Here is a 16,646-nt window from a genome sequence, read left to right as displayed (position 1 = left end):
CCGGCGTAGGGCCCGTGCACGGGCCCTACGCCTTGCTGACCGCCGGTTCCTACGCCTTGCTGGCCGCCGGTTCCTACGCCTTGCTGGCCGCCGGTTCGGGAACGGGTTCCCCGTCGGCGGGGACGGCCGCCCGGTCCGGCGGTCCGGCCGCCCCGGTGCCCGCGGCGGCCTGGAGCCTGCGCGGCCCGGACAGGGCGTACGTCAGGCCGAAGCCGGCGGCCACCACCGCCGCACCGCCGACCGCGTCCAGCACCCAGTGGTTGCCCGTGGCGATGATGGCGGAGACCGTGAACAGCGGGTGCAGCAGCCCCAGGACCTTCATCCACGCCTTCGGCGCGAGCAGGGCGATCACCACACCGCACCACAGCGACCAGCCGAAGTGCAGGGACGGCATCGCCGCGTACTGGTTGGTCATCGCGGTCAGCGCACCGAAATCGGGGCTGTCGAGGTCCTGCACGCCGTGGACCGTGTCTATGAAGCCGAGTCCCGGCATCAGGCGCGGCGGTGCCAGCGGGTACAGCCAGAAGCCGAGCAGGGCGAGGACCGTGGCGAAGCCGATGGTGCTGCGGGCCCATCGGTAGTCCGGGGGCCGGCGCACGTACAGCACCCCGAGAATCACGAGCGGCACGATGAAGTGGAACGTCGAGTAGTAGTAGTCGAAGAAGTCGCGCAGCCACGGGACGGAGACGACGGCGTGGTTGGCCCAGTGCTCGATGTCGATGTGCAGCCACTGCTCGGCGGAGTGGATCTGCCGGCCGTGCTCCTCGGCGGTGGAGCGCCCGGCGGTGGCCGCCAGCCGGACCTTCGCGTACGCGGAGTAGACGACCCGGATGAGCAGGAGTTCCAGCAGCAGGTTGGGGCGGCTGAGCACCCGGCGCCAGAACGGCAGCAGCGGCACCCACGCGTAACGCGCCGGCACCGGCTTCGCGTAGTCCGTGGGGACCGGCCGCTGCCAGTGGGGCGAGGTGCGGGACAGGAACGGCACGGCGCAGGCCGCGCCGAGTGCGGCGACGAGCAGCACGTTGTCGCGTACGGGAAGGACCACGCCGACGTTCGGCAGCAGCATCTTCCCCGGCAGGGTGAGGACGAGCACCACGACCGCCGGCCAGACCAGCCGGTCCGAGGCCCGGGTGCCTGCACGGCCGACGACGGCGAGCAGTACCCAGAGCAGTTGGTGCTGCCATGCGGTGGGCGACACGGCGACGGCGACGCAGCCCGTGATCGCGACGGCCAGGAGCAGCTGCCCGTCCCGCGCGTAGCGGACCGCACGGCGCAGGCCGAGGAACACGACGGCGGCGGCCAGGACCAGGAACAGGGCGATCTCGAGGGGTCCCTGGAGTCCCAACCGCAGCAACGCGCCGTGCAGGGACTGGTTGGCCAGGCTGTCCGGGCGCGCGCCGAGGCCGGCGCCCGCGAGATGGTGCACCCAGTACGCCCAGGAGTCACGCGGCATCACCGCCCAGGCGAGCGCCGTGCAGACGGCGAAGGTGGCACCACCGGTGGCGGCGGCCCTGCGTCTGCCGGTCAGCCAGAACAGGACGGCGAAGAGCAGGACGGCCGGCTGGAGTGCGGCGGCGATACCGGTCAGCACACCGGGGAGGCGCTCACCGCGTACCGCGAAACAGGCGAGGAGCACCAGCAGCACCGGCAGGATGCTGGTCTGGCCCAGATGCAGGGTGGTGCGGACGGGCAGCGACACCATCAGCAGGGTGATCGCGAGGGGCGCTGCCAGGAACGCGGTACGCCGGCTCACGGGTGCGGGCAGGGCGCGGACGGCGACGAAGCCGAGCAGCACGACGAGCAGCAGCGAACCGAAGGTCCATACGACGCCCAGCGCCTGTTCGGCCGAGACGGTCAGGGGCCTCAGCACCAGCCCGGCGAACGGCGTCCCGGTGAACCGGCCCGGGTCGTACAGGGACCCCGCGATGTGCAGGACCCCGGTCGCGCCGGTCCAGGTCTCCAGATCGGTGAGGCGTTCGCCGGGCGGCTGTCTGAGTACCACCGCCACCTGCCGTACCGCCAGGACGCCGACGAGCAGCCACAGGACGGCTCTCGCCGCTGCGGCCCTCGCCCCCGGATCCGCCGCCGCGTCCCCCCGCACACTGCGCTCCACATCTGTCACGCTGCGCCGACCCTCCCGTTTTCATGCACTGTCCCGGCCCGGGTATGTGCGGATGAAGCCTCGCACTGCCCTGTCGGATAGACCCAATCAACCCCCACTTAGCCTGACTGTCACCACCGATTTGCCGAAAGAATGCCCGATTCCCGATGAGCCGAGCGCCGTGAGGCCGGGTGCAGCCGTTAATGGTTCGTCACCCCGTCGCGCACCGGCCAGAATGGATCAATGACGTGGACCGTGACCCCCGAGCACTTCGGCAGCCCCGAGGCGTCCCTGCTGCGGCGGGACTACTACGACGAGGTGGCGAGCCGCTACTGGGGCCGGCCCGCGACCACGGCGGAGATCGACGACGGGCTGAGGGACGACGGCGTCGACCGGCTCGTCCCGCCCACCGGGGAGTTCCTGGTGGGGCGGTACGGCGGCAAGCCGGCCGGCTGCGCGGGCCTGCGGCTGGTCGACGCGGCGACGGCGGAGCTGACCCGGGTCTTCGTCCGGCCCGCCTTCCGCTCGACGGGCGGTGGCGGCCTGCTGCTCGCGGGCATCGAGAGCGCCGCGCGGGCGTACGGGGTGCGGCGGATCCGGCTCGACACCCGTAACGACCTGGTGGAGGCACGCGGGCTGTACGAGAAGCACGGGTACGCGGAGATCCCGGCGTTCAACCGCGGCCGTTACGCGGAGCACTGGTTCGCCAAGGAGCTCTGAGCTCCCGCGGTCGCTCAGCCCACCGAGTGGTCGCGGCGCGGTTCGGGCATGTGCGGCCGCTCCTTGCTCGACCCGCTCACCTCGGCCGACAGTTCCGTCACCAGACGGATCAGGTCGGTGGGCCGGTCAGGGCCCCACCAGTCGCCCAGCAGCTCGGCCAGGGACTCCTCGCGGGCCTGGGAGAGCCGGACCACGGCCTCCGCGCCCCGGTCGGTGAGCACCAGCTGCATCCCCTCGCGCCGGGCGTAGCCGAGCCCCTCCACCTGGCGTGCGGCCGAGGTGATCACCCTCAGCGGCACGGGGGCGACCTCGGCCAGCCGGCCTGGCTCGACGGCACCGTGCCGTTTGATGCGCAGCAGCAGCCAGCTGGCGGCGGGCTGCAGGTCATATCCCGCCTTCGCGGTGATCTTCTCGTAGATCTCCCGCCGCCCCTCACGGGTGGCGAGCACCGAAAGGGCGCGGGCGCATTCGTCGTACGAGGAACGCTGGACCGGGTTGGATGCCAGGGTCTCGCTGGGGTCAGGAGCCATCACCGACCCGCGCAGGGGCTCCTCCTTGAGGAACCAGGCGAAGACGAACGCGACGAGGACGACGGGGACGGCGTAGAGGAAGACATCGGTGATCGAGGTCGAGTAGGCACTCAGTACCGAGGGGCGCAGGTCGGCCGGGAGCCGGCCGATGGCCCGCGGGTCGGCGGACAGGGACCCGGCGTCGACACCCGACGGAAGGGAACGGCCGCTCAGCGCGTCCTCGAGTTTTCCGGTCAGCCGGTTGGTGAAGATGGTCCCGAACACGGCCACGCCGAAGGACGCGCCGATGGACCGGAAGAAGGTCGCCCCGGACGTGGCGACGCCGAGGTCCTCGTAGCCGACGGAGTTCTGCACGATCAGCACGAGCACCTGCATCACCAGGCCGAGTCCGGCGCCGAAGACGAAGAAGCAGAGGCTCATCGCCCAGGTGGAGCTGGTCTCGGAGAGCGTGTGGAGCAGCAGCAGGCCGACGGTCGTGAGGGCGGTGCCGGCGATGGGGAAGACCTTCCACCGGCCCGTCCGGCTGACGATCTGGCCGGAGCCGGTCGAGGTGATCAGCAGCCCGAGGACCATGGGCAGCATGTGCACACCGGACATGGTCGGGGTGATGCCGTGCACGACCTGGAGGAAGGTCGGCAGATAGGTCATGGCGCCGAACATCGCGAAACCGATGACGAAGCTGATGGCGGCGACGAGGCTGAAGGTCCGCATCCGGAACAGCTTCAGCGGCAGCACGGGTTCGGCCGCCCGGCGCTCGGCCGCGACGAAGGCCACGAGCAGCACCACGGCGAGGGCCGCGAGGGCGATGATCTGCACGGAGCTCCAGGCCCAGGTGGTCCCGCCGAGTGAGGCGACGAGGATCAGGCAGGTGGCGACGGAGGCGATGAGGAAGGTGCCCAGGTAGTCGATGGTGTGCTTGGTGCGGCGGACCGGGATGTGGAGCGCCGCGGCGATGACGAGCAGCGCGACGATGCCGATGGGCAGGTTGATGTAGAAGACCCAGCGCCAGCTGAGGTGCTCGGTGAAGAAGCCGCCGAGCAGCGGTCCCAGCACGCTGGTCACACCGAAGACGGCGCCGAACAGGCCCTGGTACTTGCCTCGCTCACGCGGGGTGACGATGTCGCCGACGATCGCCATCGACAGCACCATCAGCCCGCCGCCGCCGAGCCCCTGGAGGGCGCGGAAGCCGATCAGCTGCGGCATGTTCTGGGCCATGCCGCAGAGTGCGGAGCCGATGAGGAAGATGACGATGGCCGTCTGGAAGAGCTTCTTGCGCCCGTACTGGTCTCCGAGCTTGCCCCAGAGCGGGGTCGCCGCGGTCGCCGCCAGCAGGTAGGCGGTCACCACCCAGGACAGATGGTCCAGGCCGCCCAGTTCGCTGACGATCGTGGGCAGAGCCGTGGACACGATGGTCTGATCGAGTGCGGCGAGCAGCATGCCGAGAAGCAGCGCGCCGATGGACACCAGGACATTCCGCCGGGACCGCCCCTCACCTCCTGCAAGGGGTGGCGGGCTCAACTGCTGGGCCATGAGCATCTCCTCGGGTCCGCTTCACCCCTATCCTGGCTGTTCTGTGCCGTTATGGCCTGCCGAGCAGCGGTACGGGCGTTGGGCTTCCCCGTGGCGGCCTGCATAATCGCTGGCAGTTCAATGGGGAGGGGAACCCACGATGACCGGACACATATGCCCGGAGTGCGGCGGCGAGCGGAGCGCGAGACCCGGGACGGGGTGTGCCTGCGGAGCCCGTCCCGCCGAGCGCGACGCACGGTCGGCGGAGATCGCGGCGGCCGAGGACTTCGACCCGCTGCGGATCCGGCCGTATGTGACGCTGACCAGCGATGACACCCCGGAATCCGGTGCGCCGACGGCGGACACGACGATGCCTCTGTTCCTGGACGGCGCGCCGGCGGGAGCACCGGGGCCCGCTCGGGGCTCCGGGCCGGGCGCCCTGCCCGACGCCGTCGCGGGCGACGAGGCCCATCGGCGTACCGCCGCTGCCTACGCGGGCGGCGGGCCCGATCCCGTGCAGCCGCGCCGTCGGCGGCCGTTCGCCGTTGCCGCCGTGGGGGCGGCGGTGGCCGCGGTGGTGGGCACGGCCGCTTTCGCGAGCGGGCTGTTCGACGACGAGGACGGCCGGGAGGCGGCGCTGCCCGAGGTCACGACGAGCGCGCCGGCCATGAGCGGCGGGCCGGCCACCTCCGTGTCGGAGTCCCCGTCCGCGTCCCCCTCGACCACGCCGTCCCGGTCGGCATCGGCGTCGCCCTCGACGTCACCTTCTCCGTCGGGGAGCACGTCGGCGTCGCCTTCGGCCCCCGCTTCGAAGACGCCGTCGCCGTCCGTGTCCGCGACGAGGACCCCCGCCACGACAGCGGCAGCGCCGCCTGCCGAGATGGCGTCCGGGAACACGCTGCGGCGTGGGGACCGCGGCGCGGAGGTCTCAGAGCTCCAGCGGCGGCTGCAGGAGGTCCGGGCCTACCGGGACAAGGAGGACGGCTACTACTCGGAGAACGTGGAGGAGTCCGTCGCCGAGTTCCAGAGGTGGGTGTCGGTCAAGGACGACCCGTCGGGCGTCTACGGGCCGGAGACCCGTCGCGCCCTGGAGGAGCGGACGAGCGGCGACGGGCGGCGGCCCTGAGGGCACCGCGGGGCGGATCCGCGTCGGCACGGGCGTTACGACGGCCCCGGTCCGCAGGATTGGCGTTTCGGCGAAGGTTTTTGTATCGTGATGGAACAAAGTAGCCTCCGCTCGTTCTCCCTGACCGGCGGGCGGGGCTACTTGTTTTCTTCACCAGCAATTTTTCTTCACCGCAGCTACGAGCTGTTCACCCGCGCTCTGGAGCATGCCGATGTCGGCCACCGTCCTCGAAGCCCGCGCCCTCCTGCTGGACATGGACGGCACCCTCGTGAACTCCGACGCGGTGGTGGAACGCTGCTGGCGCCGCTGGGCGACCGCACAGGGGCTCGACCCCGAGGCGGCGCTCAAGGTGGTCCACGGACGCCAGGGCTACGCCACGATGGCCGCCCTGCTGCCGGACCGCCCCATGGAGCAGAACTACGCGGAGAACCGGATCATGCTCGCCGAGGAGACCGCCGACACGGACGGCGTGGTGCCCGTCGGCGGCGCCACCGCCTTCATGGCGTCGATCGCCGGACTCCCGCACGCCCTCGTGACCTCGGCCGACGAGGCCCTCGCCCAGGCCCGGATGACGGCCGCCGCCCTGCCGGTGCCGGAGACCCGCGTCACCGCCGAGATGGTCGGCGCCAGCAAGCCGGACCCCGAGGGCTTCCTCAAGGGCGCGGCCGAGCTGGGCTTCGACCCGGCGGACTGCATCGTGTTCGAGGACTCCGAGGCCGGCATCGCGGCGGGCCGTGCGGCCGGGATGCGCGTCGTGGGCGTCGGCCCGCGTGCGGCCGCACTCTCCCCCGACGCCCACGTCGAGGACCTGACGCACCTCCGGGTGGAGGCGGCCGGGGACGGCTCGATCCGCCTGCACATCGACGCGCGGTAGACCCCTCTCCCGGCACGCACTCCCCACCCCGTCAGCACCGCCACCAGGACGAACAGCCGCACGGCGACTCCGGGGAGGGTGGGCGCGCCCAGGCCTCCACCTCCCCTCCCCCGCCGCGCCCCGAGCTCGTCCAGCGCGGGGCCCGACCGGTAGCGGCCCGCAGCCGCACCACGGTCTCCCCACCCCTCGAACTGCCGGCCCGTCAGCCCCCGGCGTCGAACAGACTTCGGACGGGACGTCAGACCGACCGTCCTACCCCTTGATGTGACGTGCGCATGTCGCCACTCTGTTACCTGGCGACCACCCCACCGAAACCCGGCGCCGCCACGATGGCCTGGCTCCGCAGGTCGCCAGCTCAACGTCCCCCCACATCAAGGGAGTTCGCATGTCCGGCATCTACGCGCGTCGCATAGCCGTCGTCGCAGCCTCGGCCGCGCTCGCCGCAACCACCGGGCTCCTCACGGCCCCGGCCGCCCAGGCCGCGATGCCCACCCCGGTCAGCGCCTCGACCGCCCGTACGTACCTGACCCAGCTCACCGTCTCCACCGAGGGCTCCTCCTCCGGTTACAGCCGCGACAAGTTCCCGCACTGGATCACCCAGTCGGGAAGCTGCAACACCCGTGAGGTGGTGCTGGAACGCGACGGCACCGGCGTCGTCCAGGATTCCGCCTGCGCCGCCACCAGCGGCAGCTGGTACTCGGAGTACGACGGCGCCACCTGGACCGCCGCCTCCGATCTGGACATCGACCACATGGTGCCGCTCGCCGAGGCCTGGCGCTCCGGGGCCAGTGGCTGGACCAACGCCGAACGCCAGTCCTTCGCCAATGACCTGACCCGGCCACAGCTCATCGCGGTCACCGACAACGTCAACCAGTCCAAGAGCGACCAGGATCCGGGCGAGTGGCTCCCGTCACGCGCCGCCTACCGCTGCACCTACGCCCGCGCCTGGGTGCACGTGAAGCACCACTACGACCTCACCGTCGACTCCACCGAGAAGAGCGCCCTGCAGTCCGCCCTCAGCGGCTGCTGAACCGCCCTCCCCGCCCTCCTCCGCCGTTCCGTAACCTACGGAGCCATTGGTCACGGCGACGCGAGGAGGGCACACATGGCCGGGCTACGCCTGGGACCGCTGCTGAGGTACGTCGACTGGGAGTCCGGTTCACGGGCGACGGTCTGGGTGGAGGCGACCCGGCCCTGCACGGCGGAGGTCCGCTGCGCGGACGGGGCGGGCGGGGTCTCACCCACGTTCGCCGTCCAGGGGCACCACTACGCCCTGGTGGTGGTGACGGGCCTGGCACCCGGCTCGGCCACGCCGTACGAGGTGCTGCTCGACGGCCGCCGCGTATGGCCGCCCGAGGACTCCGGCTTCCCGCCGAGCACCATCACCACACCCGCCGTACCGCAGCCGGACGACGCCGCACCGGTCCGGGTCGCGTTCGGGTCCTGCCGCTGGGCGGCCCCGCCCGCGCACGGGCACGGGCAGGACCCCATCGGCCCCGACGCGCTCGACACCCTGGCCGCGCGTCTCGCCGCCGACCCCGAAGCGGTACGCCCCGACGTCCTCCTGCTCCTCGGTGACCAGGTGTACGCGGACGAGACGTCGCAGGTCACCCAGAGACGGCTCGCGGCCCGCCGCGATCTCGACGAGGCGCCCGGCACGGAGGTCGCTGACTACGAGGAGTACACCCATCTCTACGACGAGTCCTGGCGCGACCCGGACGTGCGGTGGCTGCTCTCCACGATCCCCAGCTGCATGATCTTCGACGACCACGACGTCATAGACGACTGGAACACCAGCGCCGCCTGGCTCCAGGAGATGCGTCGCACGCCGTGGTGGCACGAGCGCATCGTCAGCGGACTCATGTCGTACTGGGTCTACCAACACCTCGGCAACCTCTCCCCCGACGCCCTGGAGGCCGACCCGGTCTACGCGGCCGTACGCGCCGTCCCGGACGGCACCGAGACTTTGCGCGACCACGCGGCGGCGGCGGACGCCGACCCCACGCGGACCCGGTGGAGCTACCGGCGTGTTTTCGGCCGAGTACGGCTGCTGATGGTGGACACCCGGGCGGCCCGGTCCCTCGAGGAGCAGCAGCGGTCGATGCTCCGCGAGGAGGAGGAACGGTGGCTGCGCGACGAGACGCTCGCGGACGCCGGCGCATACGACCATCTATTGATCGGCACCTCGCTGCCATGGCTTCTGCCGCCCCTCATACACGACGCGGAGACCTGGAACGCGGCCCTGTGCCGCGGGGGCCGGGGCGAACGCTGGGCACGTCTCGGGGAGAAGGTGCGCCGGGCCGCTGACCTGGAGCATTGGGCCGCGTTCCCCGAGTCCTTCCGCCGCCTGTCGGACCTGCTGAGGGAGGCGGGAAGCGGGCCCGCCGCGCCTGCGACGGTATGTGTGCTCTCGGGTGATGTGCACCACGCGTACGTCGCGGAGCCCCAGTGGTCCGGTTCCGCCCCGGACGGCACTACCGCCGCCCGCGTCCTGCAATTGACCTGCTCTCCCGTCCACAACTCCATCCCCGCCTACATACGCACCGGCTTCCGCTTCGGCTGGAGCCGGGCCGGCCGGTGGCTCGGGCGCGCGCTGACGCTGCACGGGCGGACGGGGAGCCCGCCGATGCGGTGGCAGAAGACGGGCGGACCGTGGTTCGGCAATCAGCTCATGACCCTCACTCTGCATGGCCGGAAAGCTGCGCTGACATTGGTTCAGGCCAGAGCGACCCCCACGGGAGCACAGCTCGAGACGGTACTGGAGCGCGACCTGACGTCGAACTGATGACCAATTTTCAGACACTCGACAGAATGTTGAACTTGCAAGTAATACTGAGGCCACCCTAACCTGTGGGGCCCGATCGGTTCACGTCCCCAGACCGAAGGAGCCCCACCCCCCATGTTCATACGCCTGAACCGGGCCCAGCCCTACGCACTCGGCCTTTTCCGCTTCGTCATCGGTTTCCTCTTCGCCTGCCATGGCGCCGCCTCACTGTTCGGAGTCCTCGGCGGCTCCATGGGCGGTGGCGCCGTGCCCGCCGGCACCTGGCCGGGCTGGTATGCCGCGGTGATCCAGTTCGTCGGCGGCATCCTGGTCGCACTCGGCCTCGGCACCCGATTCGCCGCTCTCATCTCCTCCGGCTCCATGGCCTACGCGTACTTCAAGGTGCACCAGCCGGAGTCGCTGTTCCCCCTGCAGAACGGCGGCGAGGCCTCGGCCGTCTTCTGCTGGACCTTCCTCCTGCTGGTCTTCACCGGCCCCGGCGCGATCGCCCTGGACCGGCTCTTCTCCTCGCGCGGCGGCTCCGCGCGTGAGAGCGAGCCCGCCCCCGAGAAGGCCCAGGCCGTCTCGGTCTGAGCCCTCCACACTCCCCCGCCCCGGCCCCCCTCCACCCGAGGGGGGCCGGCGTCGTACGTGACCTGCACGACATCGGGCGTCCGCCCGGCGAATACCAGGTGAACAGGGTGAACGGCAGGCGTACGCTGTACAGCTGACCCTGCCGCTCCTGCCGCTCCCCTGCGACGTCGCGGCGTTGACACGGAACACGGGAACGGGGAGTAGAAAGTGCTCGAGAGTGTGGGTGCCCTGACCGGCAGCCCATGGATCTACGCAGTGGTCGCCCTCTCGGTACTTCTGGACGTCTTCCTGCCCGTCCTCCCCAGCGGCGTGCTGGTGATCACCGCGGCCACGGCCGCAGCCGCGAGCACGACCACGGTCACCGCCGCGGCCGGCGAGGCCACCCGGCAGGTGCCCTCACTGCTGGTGCTGACCCTCTGCGCGGCCACCGCCTCGGTGCTCGGCGACCTCGTGGCCTACCGCCTCGCGTGGCGCGGCGGGGAACGCCTCGACCGGGCCATCGCCCGCTCCCGCCGCCTCACCTCCGCACAGGAGAGTCTCGGCACGGCGCTGAGCCGGGGCGGAGGCGCGCTGGTCGTCGTCGCCCGGTTCGCCCCGGCCGGCCGCTCCGTCGTCTCCCTGGGTGCGGGAGCGGCTCACCGCAAGGTGAAGGAGTTCCTGCCCTGGTCGGCCGTCGCCGGTGTGGCCTGGGCGGTCTACAGCGTGGGTCTCGGCTACTTCGGCGGCCAGTGGCTGGGCGCGGGCTGGCTGGGCACGGCCGTCTCGGTCCTCGCCCTGTTCCTCGCGGGCGCCCTCGCGGCACTCGTCGTCCGCCGCCCCGCCCACACCTCGGCCGCCCCGGCCACAACGGCCCCGGTCACCGGAGCCCCGGCCGGGACCTGACGGCCCGCGCGGCCGGCTCAGGCCCGGGCGGCGCCCCGTATCTCCAGGCCGTCCAGCAGCCGCTGGGTGGCCTCGGTGATCTCGGCCACCGCACGGTCGAAGACCTCCTGGTTGTGCGCGGCGGGCGCACGGAACCCCGACACCTTGCGCACGTACTGCAGGGCGGCGGCTCTCATCTCCTCCTCGGTGGCCTCTTCGGGGATGGACGGTGGACGAAGCGTCTTGATGCTGCGGCACATGTCTCCAGGCTTTCCGGTTCGGTACCGCAGTATGACGCCATACGCGCACCGCACCCGTAATCTCGACTCCGTGAGGGCCGTTTCCTATGGTAGGCAGAGCAAGCAGCGTGAGGACGAGTCACGCACCAGCCCTGAGGGGCAGCGCAAGGCAACCCGGGACCTGATCGACGCACGCGGGTGGACGTTCGCCGGGCACTTCGAAGACGTAGGCCGCTCAGGCTTCGACCCCAAGATCGTTCGCCCCGGCTTCGAAGCGCTCATGGCTGCGGTTCGGGCACATGAGTGCGATGTGGTGGTGATTCCGGCGCTCAGCAGGCTCACCCGACAGGGCGCGTACGAAGCCATGAAGATCAACGATGAGCTATCGCGCCACGGTGTCTCGCTGGTGTCGGTCGATGAGCCGTTCCTGGACACGTCCAACCCCATCGGCGTGGCAATCTTCGCGCTGATTGCTGGCCTGGCCCAGCAGGAATCGGAGTCCAAGCGGCAACACATCCTCCGAGCACAAGCGGCGATCCGGCAGGTTGGCGGGCACGTCACCGGCAGCGCACCGTATGGCTTTATTTCGGAGCGGGTGACTGTGCCGGTGCCAGGCCAGGAAGGAACACTCACGGTCACGCGCTTGGTGCCGGACCCTGTCACAGTCGGGCACGTGCGCAGCATGGTGGATGACGCCATGAGCGGCCTAGCTGCGAACGCCATCGCAAAGCGGCTGAACGCCGAAGGTGTGCCCACCTCCCATGGTGCGGATCCGGCCACCAAGTGGCACACCGCCAGCGTCTACCGAGTGCTGCGCGATCCGCGCCTCGCTGGGTTCGCCTCCAAGGTGGCTGACCAACGTCGTGAGCCTCAGCGTGATGCGGCCGGCGAAATCCTCCGGACCCATGTCGGCATCGTGACGCCCGGCGAGTGGTTCGCGCTGCAAGAAATCGTCAGTGGCAAGCGGCCAGAAACCCGTAAGCATGCGGGCACTCCTGCGCTGCTCTCAGGCTGGCAATTTCTATTCTGTGCCCAGTGCGGGGGCCCGATGCAAGCAGGCGTAGGCCGTGGTTTGCGCTATTACCGCTGCACTCGTCCTGCGAACGCCTCAGCGGAACACACCCTGTCATCGGTGCGCATGCCGAACCTGGACGACATGGTGGTACGTCGCACCTTTGCCAGGCTGACGGCCATCGCGGGAACGGATTTCGGGGATCTCAGCGAGGCAGACCAGTCGCTATGGGTCGAGGCTTCGCGCCGCTTTGCGCACCAGGAAGATCGATCCGGAATCGAGACCCAGCGCGCCGAAATGTCGGCTGCTCTGGAGTACAACCGGGCAGCACTCGTGACGCTCTATCAGGACCGCGAGCAGGGCGCCTACATGGGGAGCACCGGAACGAAGATATTCCGCGATTCCGCAGAGCGCCTTGCAGCGGAGGAAAGCCGACTGGAAGCAGCGCTAGCAGACTTGGACGGTGCGAGCCTGGCGAGCATCAGCCTGCCCGTGGAAGCGTGGGTTTCCGCAAATGGGGACCCGCTGGGAGAGGATGCCCCGTGGCATAGCTGGGACCTCACCACGCGCCGGGAGTTCCTCGCGCTGTTCATCGACAGGATCGACGTCGGAAAGCCCACAGCGTACGGGCGGGCCAGCAAGGTTGAGGACCGGCTGGCAATCACATGGGCTGGCGGCGAGGCATGATCCCGGACCAGCGCGACGAGTGGGAATACATCCGCTGGACGTTGGAACGCCTGTACAGCGCCCAGCGTGATGGCGACGAGACCGTGTGGACCGCGCAGAAGGTGACGCGCTGGGAAGCCGTCCAGAAAGCACTACAGGGGTACCCAGAGCTGTTGGGGGTATCCAGCAGCAAGTAGCACAGCGCATCGGGGCCCCTGGACACGACGTCTGGGGGCCTTTCCGCTGCGCACCGCCGGGCGGTTTCTGTGATGGGCACGCAGCGGGATGGGCTCGGCAGGCCGCTGACCTGGGACTACTCGGCCGTATCAATTTTCTTGTGATGGGAGTAATACCTCCAATACGCGTACAGAGGGTTACTACCAATCATAGAAAAACTGTGACGGCCGCATTTCCGCTGGTCAGAGCCGTGAGTGCCCGGCCGGCCCGTCCCGCTGGCGCGCAGCGCATGATCACCCGCCCGTGAAGCCTGTCGGTGGCACTGTGCGCTCAGCAGCCATCCCCGCCGAGAAAGTCCGCATTCTGAGCACCAGCCGGAGTGGCAGCGGGCAGATCTGGCAGGGTCAAAAACGCCGTGGGCACTTTTGGCGAGGCGCGGCAAGCCGCTGACCAGCGGGAACGGGCCGAGTGGGCAAAAACGACCCGGACTGTACCTATCTCTCCATACACGTATTAGGGGGTTAGGTACGTAGGGCAGAAAAGTACCCACGGCTCAGCCGGTGACCGTTCCCGCTGGGCTCGCACGCCAGCGATGCCCAGAGCTCAGCACACCCAGGAAGCCCCTGCGTGCCCGTCTGCCGCCCTCCGGGCCTTCCTTGGCAATTCCCCCCGACCGTGGACCCAGAGCCCCTCAAGGCCCGTTGTGTGGCTTCCTTGCGTGAGTGGGTCCGCTGTCCGCCCACCAGGGGGCTTCCCCAGAGCCTCAAAGCGAGTGAGAGGCCGTGGGGAAGCCCCCTGGTGACCGACCAGCGGACCCACGGCGCCGACTTCCACGGAGGAAACCATGGCCGAAGTTACGTACGCATCCTGGCACCTCGACTTGCGCCGATTCCGGGGGCCCGCCTCGCTACATGGCTGCGCCTGGTGTGGCCTTACGGCCGAGGAATGGGCGCTGGATCCACTTACCGAGTATCCGATTCAGCGCGATGAGCCGGACGGGCACCCGTACTCAGCGTTCAGCGCGGCCTATATGGCGCTCTGCCGGTCCTGTCACCGCCGTATGGACAAGCTTCGGCACCAAGTCAGCGAGGCTGATTTCCCGGCGGCCCTAGCGGCGCTGAGAGCTTCCCGGCGAGCACTGGTCAGCGATGGCCACCGGCGCATTGACGCTGAGTACCGGGCAAGCGTTGCGGAAGCCATTCACCGCGAGTTGGACCACCGCGACATGAAGCGCGCCATGCGCAAGCGGGACTGAACCGACTCACCGCCCACTCAGGGGCCAGGCTCAGCAGGAAACGAGCCTGGCCCCTTTACATGCCCCGGGGCACCGATGAAGCACCTTCCCGAATGCCTTGCCCTGTCCGATGACGCGCTGAGTCAGCCGCTCTGGACCATTCCGCCGGGCACGCCGAACGGCATTTCTGGTTGCTCGGAACCGGCGAAACGTCATGCGCGATGACACCGGTGACCGCGTTATCGAGTGGTCACCGCAAAACGGCACTGAGTGAACGAACACCCCCAACTGCAATCGGAATAGACCACCATGACCATTCACGACGCCACTCAACTGGGCGCCTTTGACCATGCCGCCACCGTGGCAGACATCATTCATACCGGCGGCTTTACGCTGATCCGTGACATCCCCTATACCCGCTTGCGCGGAACTACCTGGGATCCCAAGGATGTTGCCCGGCAGCGCGGTGAGCCCATTCCCAGCGGCCGGCAGGCTGACATCCTTCACAACGGTCGGGCATTCCCGGTGACGTCCCGCACCAACCCAGCGATATCCGCCCGATACGCCGCTGAGCAAGCCGCCGGGCAACCCGGGCGAACCTTCGCCAACACCACTGGCACCGTGGCCGAGTTGGGCCACCAGGCGACGCACAGCGGACCATGCGCTGAGTGCGGGACCACCTTTTCGCAGACTCGTCCCCGGGGCCAGCGGCGGAAATGGGCGACCACGTGTCCGGGATGCGCAGAGTACCGGCGCCGGCGTCTGGCCGCTGAACGCAATCGGCGCTATCGACAGGCCAAGCGGGACATGGCCCCGTGACGCATTCCCGTAAGAGGTAGAGGAACTTCGTCATGGTGGGTCCTCTACTCCAGTGGTTGGTGTGCCACAGAGCGGCCCGGGCCGATGTCTTCGGACTCCCCGGGCCGTTCGGCATCCCCCACTCCCGCGCTGGGCATCGGCGCTTGCTTCCCACAGTCTTCCCCCGTATCTGCCGAATCCCGATGCCCCGGGAGTCAGCGGGTGCGGGGGTTTCGTCTTTTCCGGAGGAAATTGTGTCCCGCATGCGCCCCGACGATCGCCAGTTCGCCTCGCTGATCAACATGTCCATGGACGCTGTGGCGGTGACTTCCCGCGATGAGGTGGAATCGTTCCCTATCTGGATAGCGGCCAACGATTGGCTTAAGGCCAACGGGCATTCCACCGTCCCGCTGGGTGCCTGGTCGCGGGTTATGGCGTCGACCGGGTGCCGAATGACGCCGGCCCGTTGGGAGAACGGTAACCGGGCCCGAATTCTGGGCTTCAAGCTCCGCTAACAGACTTCCGGGGCTTCATCCCGGAATACCGACCAGACGGCGTGTCCCCGCTCCCGTTCGCGCTGTCTGGTCTCCCCCTGCCCGTGCCCCGTGAAGTCGTCAGCGGTCCTCCTCCGTCCCGCTGGCGGCCTCTCAGTGCACGGTCCACACCTACCCCGGAGAAATCCTCATGGATTCAACCTCAGCCATGTTCGCCGCCACGCAGATGATCGCCCGACTCCACAGCGAGGCTTCGCCCGTGCTCTTCCCGGCCGAGATGCTCGCCGAAATCCTATGGGTCAGCGCCGCTGATCTCCGTGCGTTTACGGGCGATTCGCTGGCCGCTTCCCAGGCCGTGGACTTTGTCCGCCGAACGGCTTTCAATCACGTCCTCTTGGACATCCTCGACGGCACCGGAAGGTTTGATCGGAATGGCTGAACAGATTGAGCCAGTTGTGCCGGCCGAGGAAGCTCCCAGCGCCAACGCAGAGGCTGCGAAGTGGCGAACCAAGCTTCGCGAGGCTGAGGCCCGGCTAGAGGCAGCGGAATCCCGCACTAATGCGCTGCTCCGCAGGGCTGTGGAATCCCGCGTAGCCGATCGTCTGGCGGAACCCTCCGATCTCTTCGAGTTGGGCGCTGCTGAGCTTGCTTCGCTGATTTCCGAAGACGACACCGTGAACGGCGAGGCTCTTGATACCGCTGTAGGCGAATTGCTTGTCAAGCGCCCGGGGCTCGCCGCTCAGCAGCCGGAGACGTGGGGAGACGTTGGCCAGGGTGGCCGTTCTGGACCGCCCCCGGCGGAAATCACCATGGCTGACGCCTTCAAGGCTGCAAGACGGCCGTAGTACTTCGCAGTAATGGCGCTGTGAGTTCCCCAGGTGGGAGACAGCGCCACGCAGTACCGCCCCAGGTGGGCAAATCTTGACGTCCTATCGCCAGGCGCGAAG

Annotated in this window: 17 protein-coding genes; 14 read left to right on the top strand and 3 right to left on the bottom strand. The window is 69.3% G+C overall.

Annotation, left to right across the window (positions count from 1 at the left end; translation table 11 throughout):
- Positions 1-73: 73 nt before the first annotated feature.
- Positions 74-2,122: a bifunctional glycosyltransferase 87/phosphatase PAP2 family protein gene (locus tag ACIREO_RS14250; RefSeq protein WP_404108866.1), complete on the bottom strand. Its 2,049-nt coding sequence runs from the start codon at positions 2,120-2,122 to the stop codon at positions 74-76.
- Positions 2,123-2,344: 222 nt separating this feature from the next.
- Here ACIREO_RS14250 and ACIREO_RS14245 point away from each other — a divergent pair, with 222 nt between their 5' ends.
- Positions 2,345-2,821, top strand: a complete 477-nt coding sequence (locus ACIREO_RS14245; RefSeq protein ID WP_404108863.1) for a GNAT family N-acetyltransferase — start codon at positions 2,345-2,347, stop codon at positions 2,819-2,821.
- Positions 2,822-2,835: 14 nt separating this feature from the next.
- Here the strand turns inward: ACIREO_RS14245 and ACIREO_RS14240 are convergent, their stop codons facing one another.
- Entirely contained in the window at positions 2,836-4,881 is a 2,046-nt protein-coding gene (locus tag ACIREO_RS14240; protein ID WP_404108860.1) for a DHA2 family efflux MFS transporter permease subunit, read from the bottom strand.
- A gap of 139 nt (positions 4,882-5,020) precedes the next feature.
- Here ACIREO_RS14240 and ACIREO_RS14235 point away from each other — a divergent pair, with 139 nt between their 5' ends.
- The 6 genes from ACIREO_RS14235 to ACIREO_RS14210 all read left to right on the top strand — a co-directional run bounded on the left by ACIREO_RS14235 (position 5,021) and on the right by ACIREO_RS14210 (position 11,100).
- Positions 5,021-5,986 (top strand): peptidoglycan-binding protein, encoded by a 966-nt coding sequence (locus ACIREO_RS14235; protein ID WP_404108857.1) that lies wholly within the window; start codon positions 5,021-5,023, stop codon positions 5,984-5,986.
- A 211-nt stretch (positions 5,987-6,197) separates the two neighbouring features.
- A complete protein-coding gene (locus ACIREO_RS14230) occupies positions 6,198-6,860 on the top strand; it encodes an HAD-IA family hydrolase (RefSeq protein ID WP_404108855.1) in 663 nt (220 codons plus the stop codon).
- A gap of 385 nt (positions 6,861-7,245) precedes the next feature.
- On the top strand, positions 7,246-7,890 hold the full coding sequence (locus ACIREO_RS14225) for an HNH endonuclease family protein (protein ID WP_404108852.1): 645 nt from the start codon (positions 7,246-7,248) through the stop codon (positions 7,888-7,890).
- 75 nt (positions 7,891-7,965) lie between these two features.
- Positions 7,966-9,645, top strand: coding sequence for an alkaline phosphatase D family protein (locus ACIREO_RS14220; protein WP_404108849.1), 1,680 nt, complete (start codon positions 7,966-7,968; stop codon positions 9,643-9,645).
- Positions 9,646-9,759: 114 nt separating this feature from the next.
- The gene (locus ACIREO_RS14215) at positions 9,760-10,218 is read left to right on the top strand and encodes a DoxX family protein (RefSeq protein WP_404108846.1); all 459 of its coding nucleotides are present in this window, start codon (positions 9,760-9,762) and stop codon (positions 10,216-10,218) included.
- Between the two features lie 207 nt (positions 10,219-10,425).
- On the top strand, positions 10,426-11,100 hold the full coding sequence (locus tag ACIREO_RS14210) for a DedA family protein (RefSeq protein WP_404108844.1): 675 nt from the start codon (positions 10,426-10,428) through the stop codon (positions 11,098-11,100).
- A gap of 17 nt (positions 11,101-11,117) precedes the next feature.
- On the opposite strand, the gene ACIREO_RS14205 is transcribed toward ACIREO_RS14210, so the two are convergent.
- On the bottom strand, positions 11,118-11,339 hold the full coding sequence (locus tag ACIREO_RS14205) for a DUF2277 domain-containing protein (RefSeq protein ID WP_404108841.1): 222 nt from the start codon (positions 11,337-11,339) through the stop codon (positions 11,118-11,120).
- 70 nt (positions 11,340-11,409) lie between these two features.
- Between ACIREO_RS14205 and ACIREO_RS14200 the strand changes: the two genes are divergently transcribed.
- From ACIREO_RS14200 to ACIREO_RS14170, 7 genes are all read left to right on the top strand, one after another.
- Positions 11,410-13,017, top strand: a complete 1,608-nt coding sequence (locus tag ACIREO_RS14200) for a recombinase family protein (protein WP_404108838.1) — start codon at positions 11,410-11,412, stop codon at positions 13,015-13,017.
- Positions 13,014-13,193 (top strand): hypothetical protein, encoded by a 180-nt coding sequence (locus tag ACIREO_RS14195; protein ID WP_404108836.1) that lies wholly within the window; start codon positions 13,014-13,016, stop codon positions 13,191-13,193. Before ACIREO_RS14200 ends, ACIREO_RS14195 begins: the two co-directional genes overlap by 4 nt.
- A gap of 824 nt (positions 13,194-14,017) precedes the next feature.
- A complete protein-coding gene (locus tag ACIREO_RS14190) occupies positions 14,018-14,428 on the top strand; it encodes a hypothetical protein (RefSeq protein ID WP_404108833.1) in 411 nt (136 codons plus the stop codon).
- Between the two features lie 288 nt (positions 14,429-14,716).
- Entirely contained in the window at positions 14,717-15,226 is a 510-nt protein-coding gene (locus ACIREO_RS14185; RefSeq protein ID WP_404108831.1) for a hypothetical protein, read from the top strand.
- A 242-nt stretch (positions 15,227-15,468) separates the two neighbouring features.
- On the top strand, positions 15,469-15,720 hold the full coding sequence (locus ACIREO_RS14180; protein WP_404108829.1) for a hypothetical protein: 252 nt from the start codon (positions 15,469-15,471) through the stop codon (positions 15,718-15,720).
- A 187-nt stretch (positions 15,721-15,907) separates the two neighbouring features.
- Complete coding sequence (locus ACIREO_RS14175; RefSeq protein WP_404108826.1) at positions 15,908-16,138, top strand: hypothetical protein; 231 nt, start codon at positions 15,908-15,910, stop codon at positions 16,136-16,138.
- Entirely contained in the window at positions 16,131-16,544 is a 414-nt protein-coding gene (locus tag ACIREO_RS14170; RefSeq protein WP_404108824.1) for a hypothetical protein, read from the top strand. The genes ACIREO_RS14175 and ACIREO_RS14170 overlap by 8 nt, the downstream gene beginning before the upstream one ends.
- Positions 16,545-16,646: the final 102 nt, after the last annotated feature.

This window comes from Streptomyces sp. NPDC102441 (genome assembly GCF_044765585.1).
Classification (GTDB): Bacteria; Actinomycetota; Actinomycetes; order Streptomycetales; family Streptomycetaceae; genus Streptomyces.
Note: the sequence above shows the minus strand (reverse complement) of the source record. Positions and strands in the feature narration are given on the sequence as shown.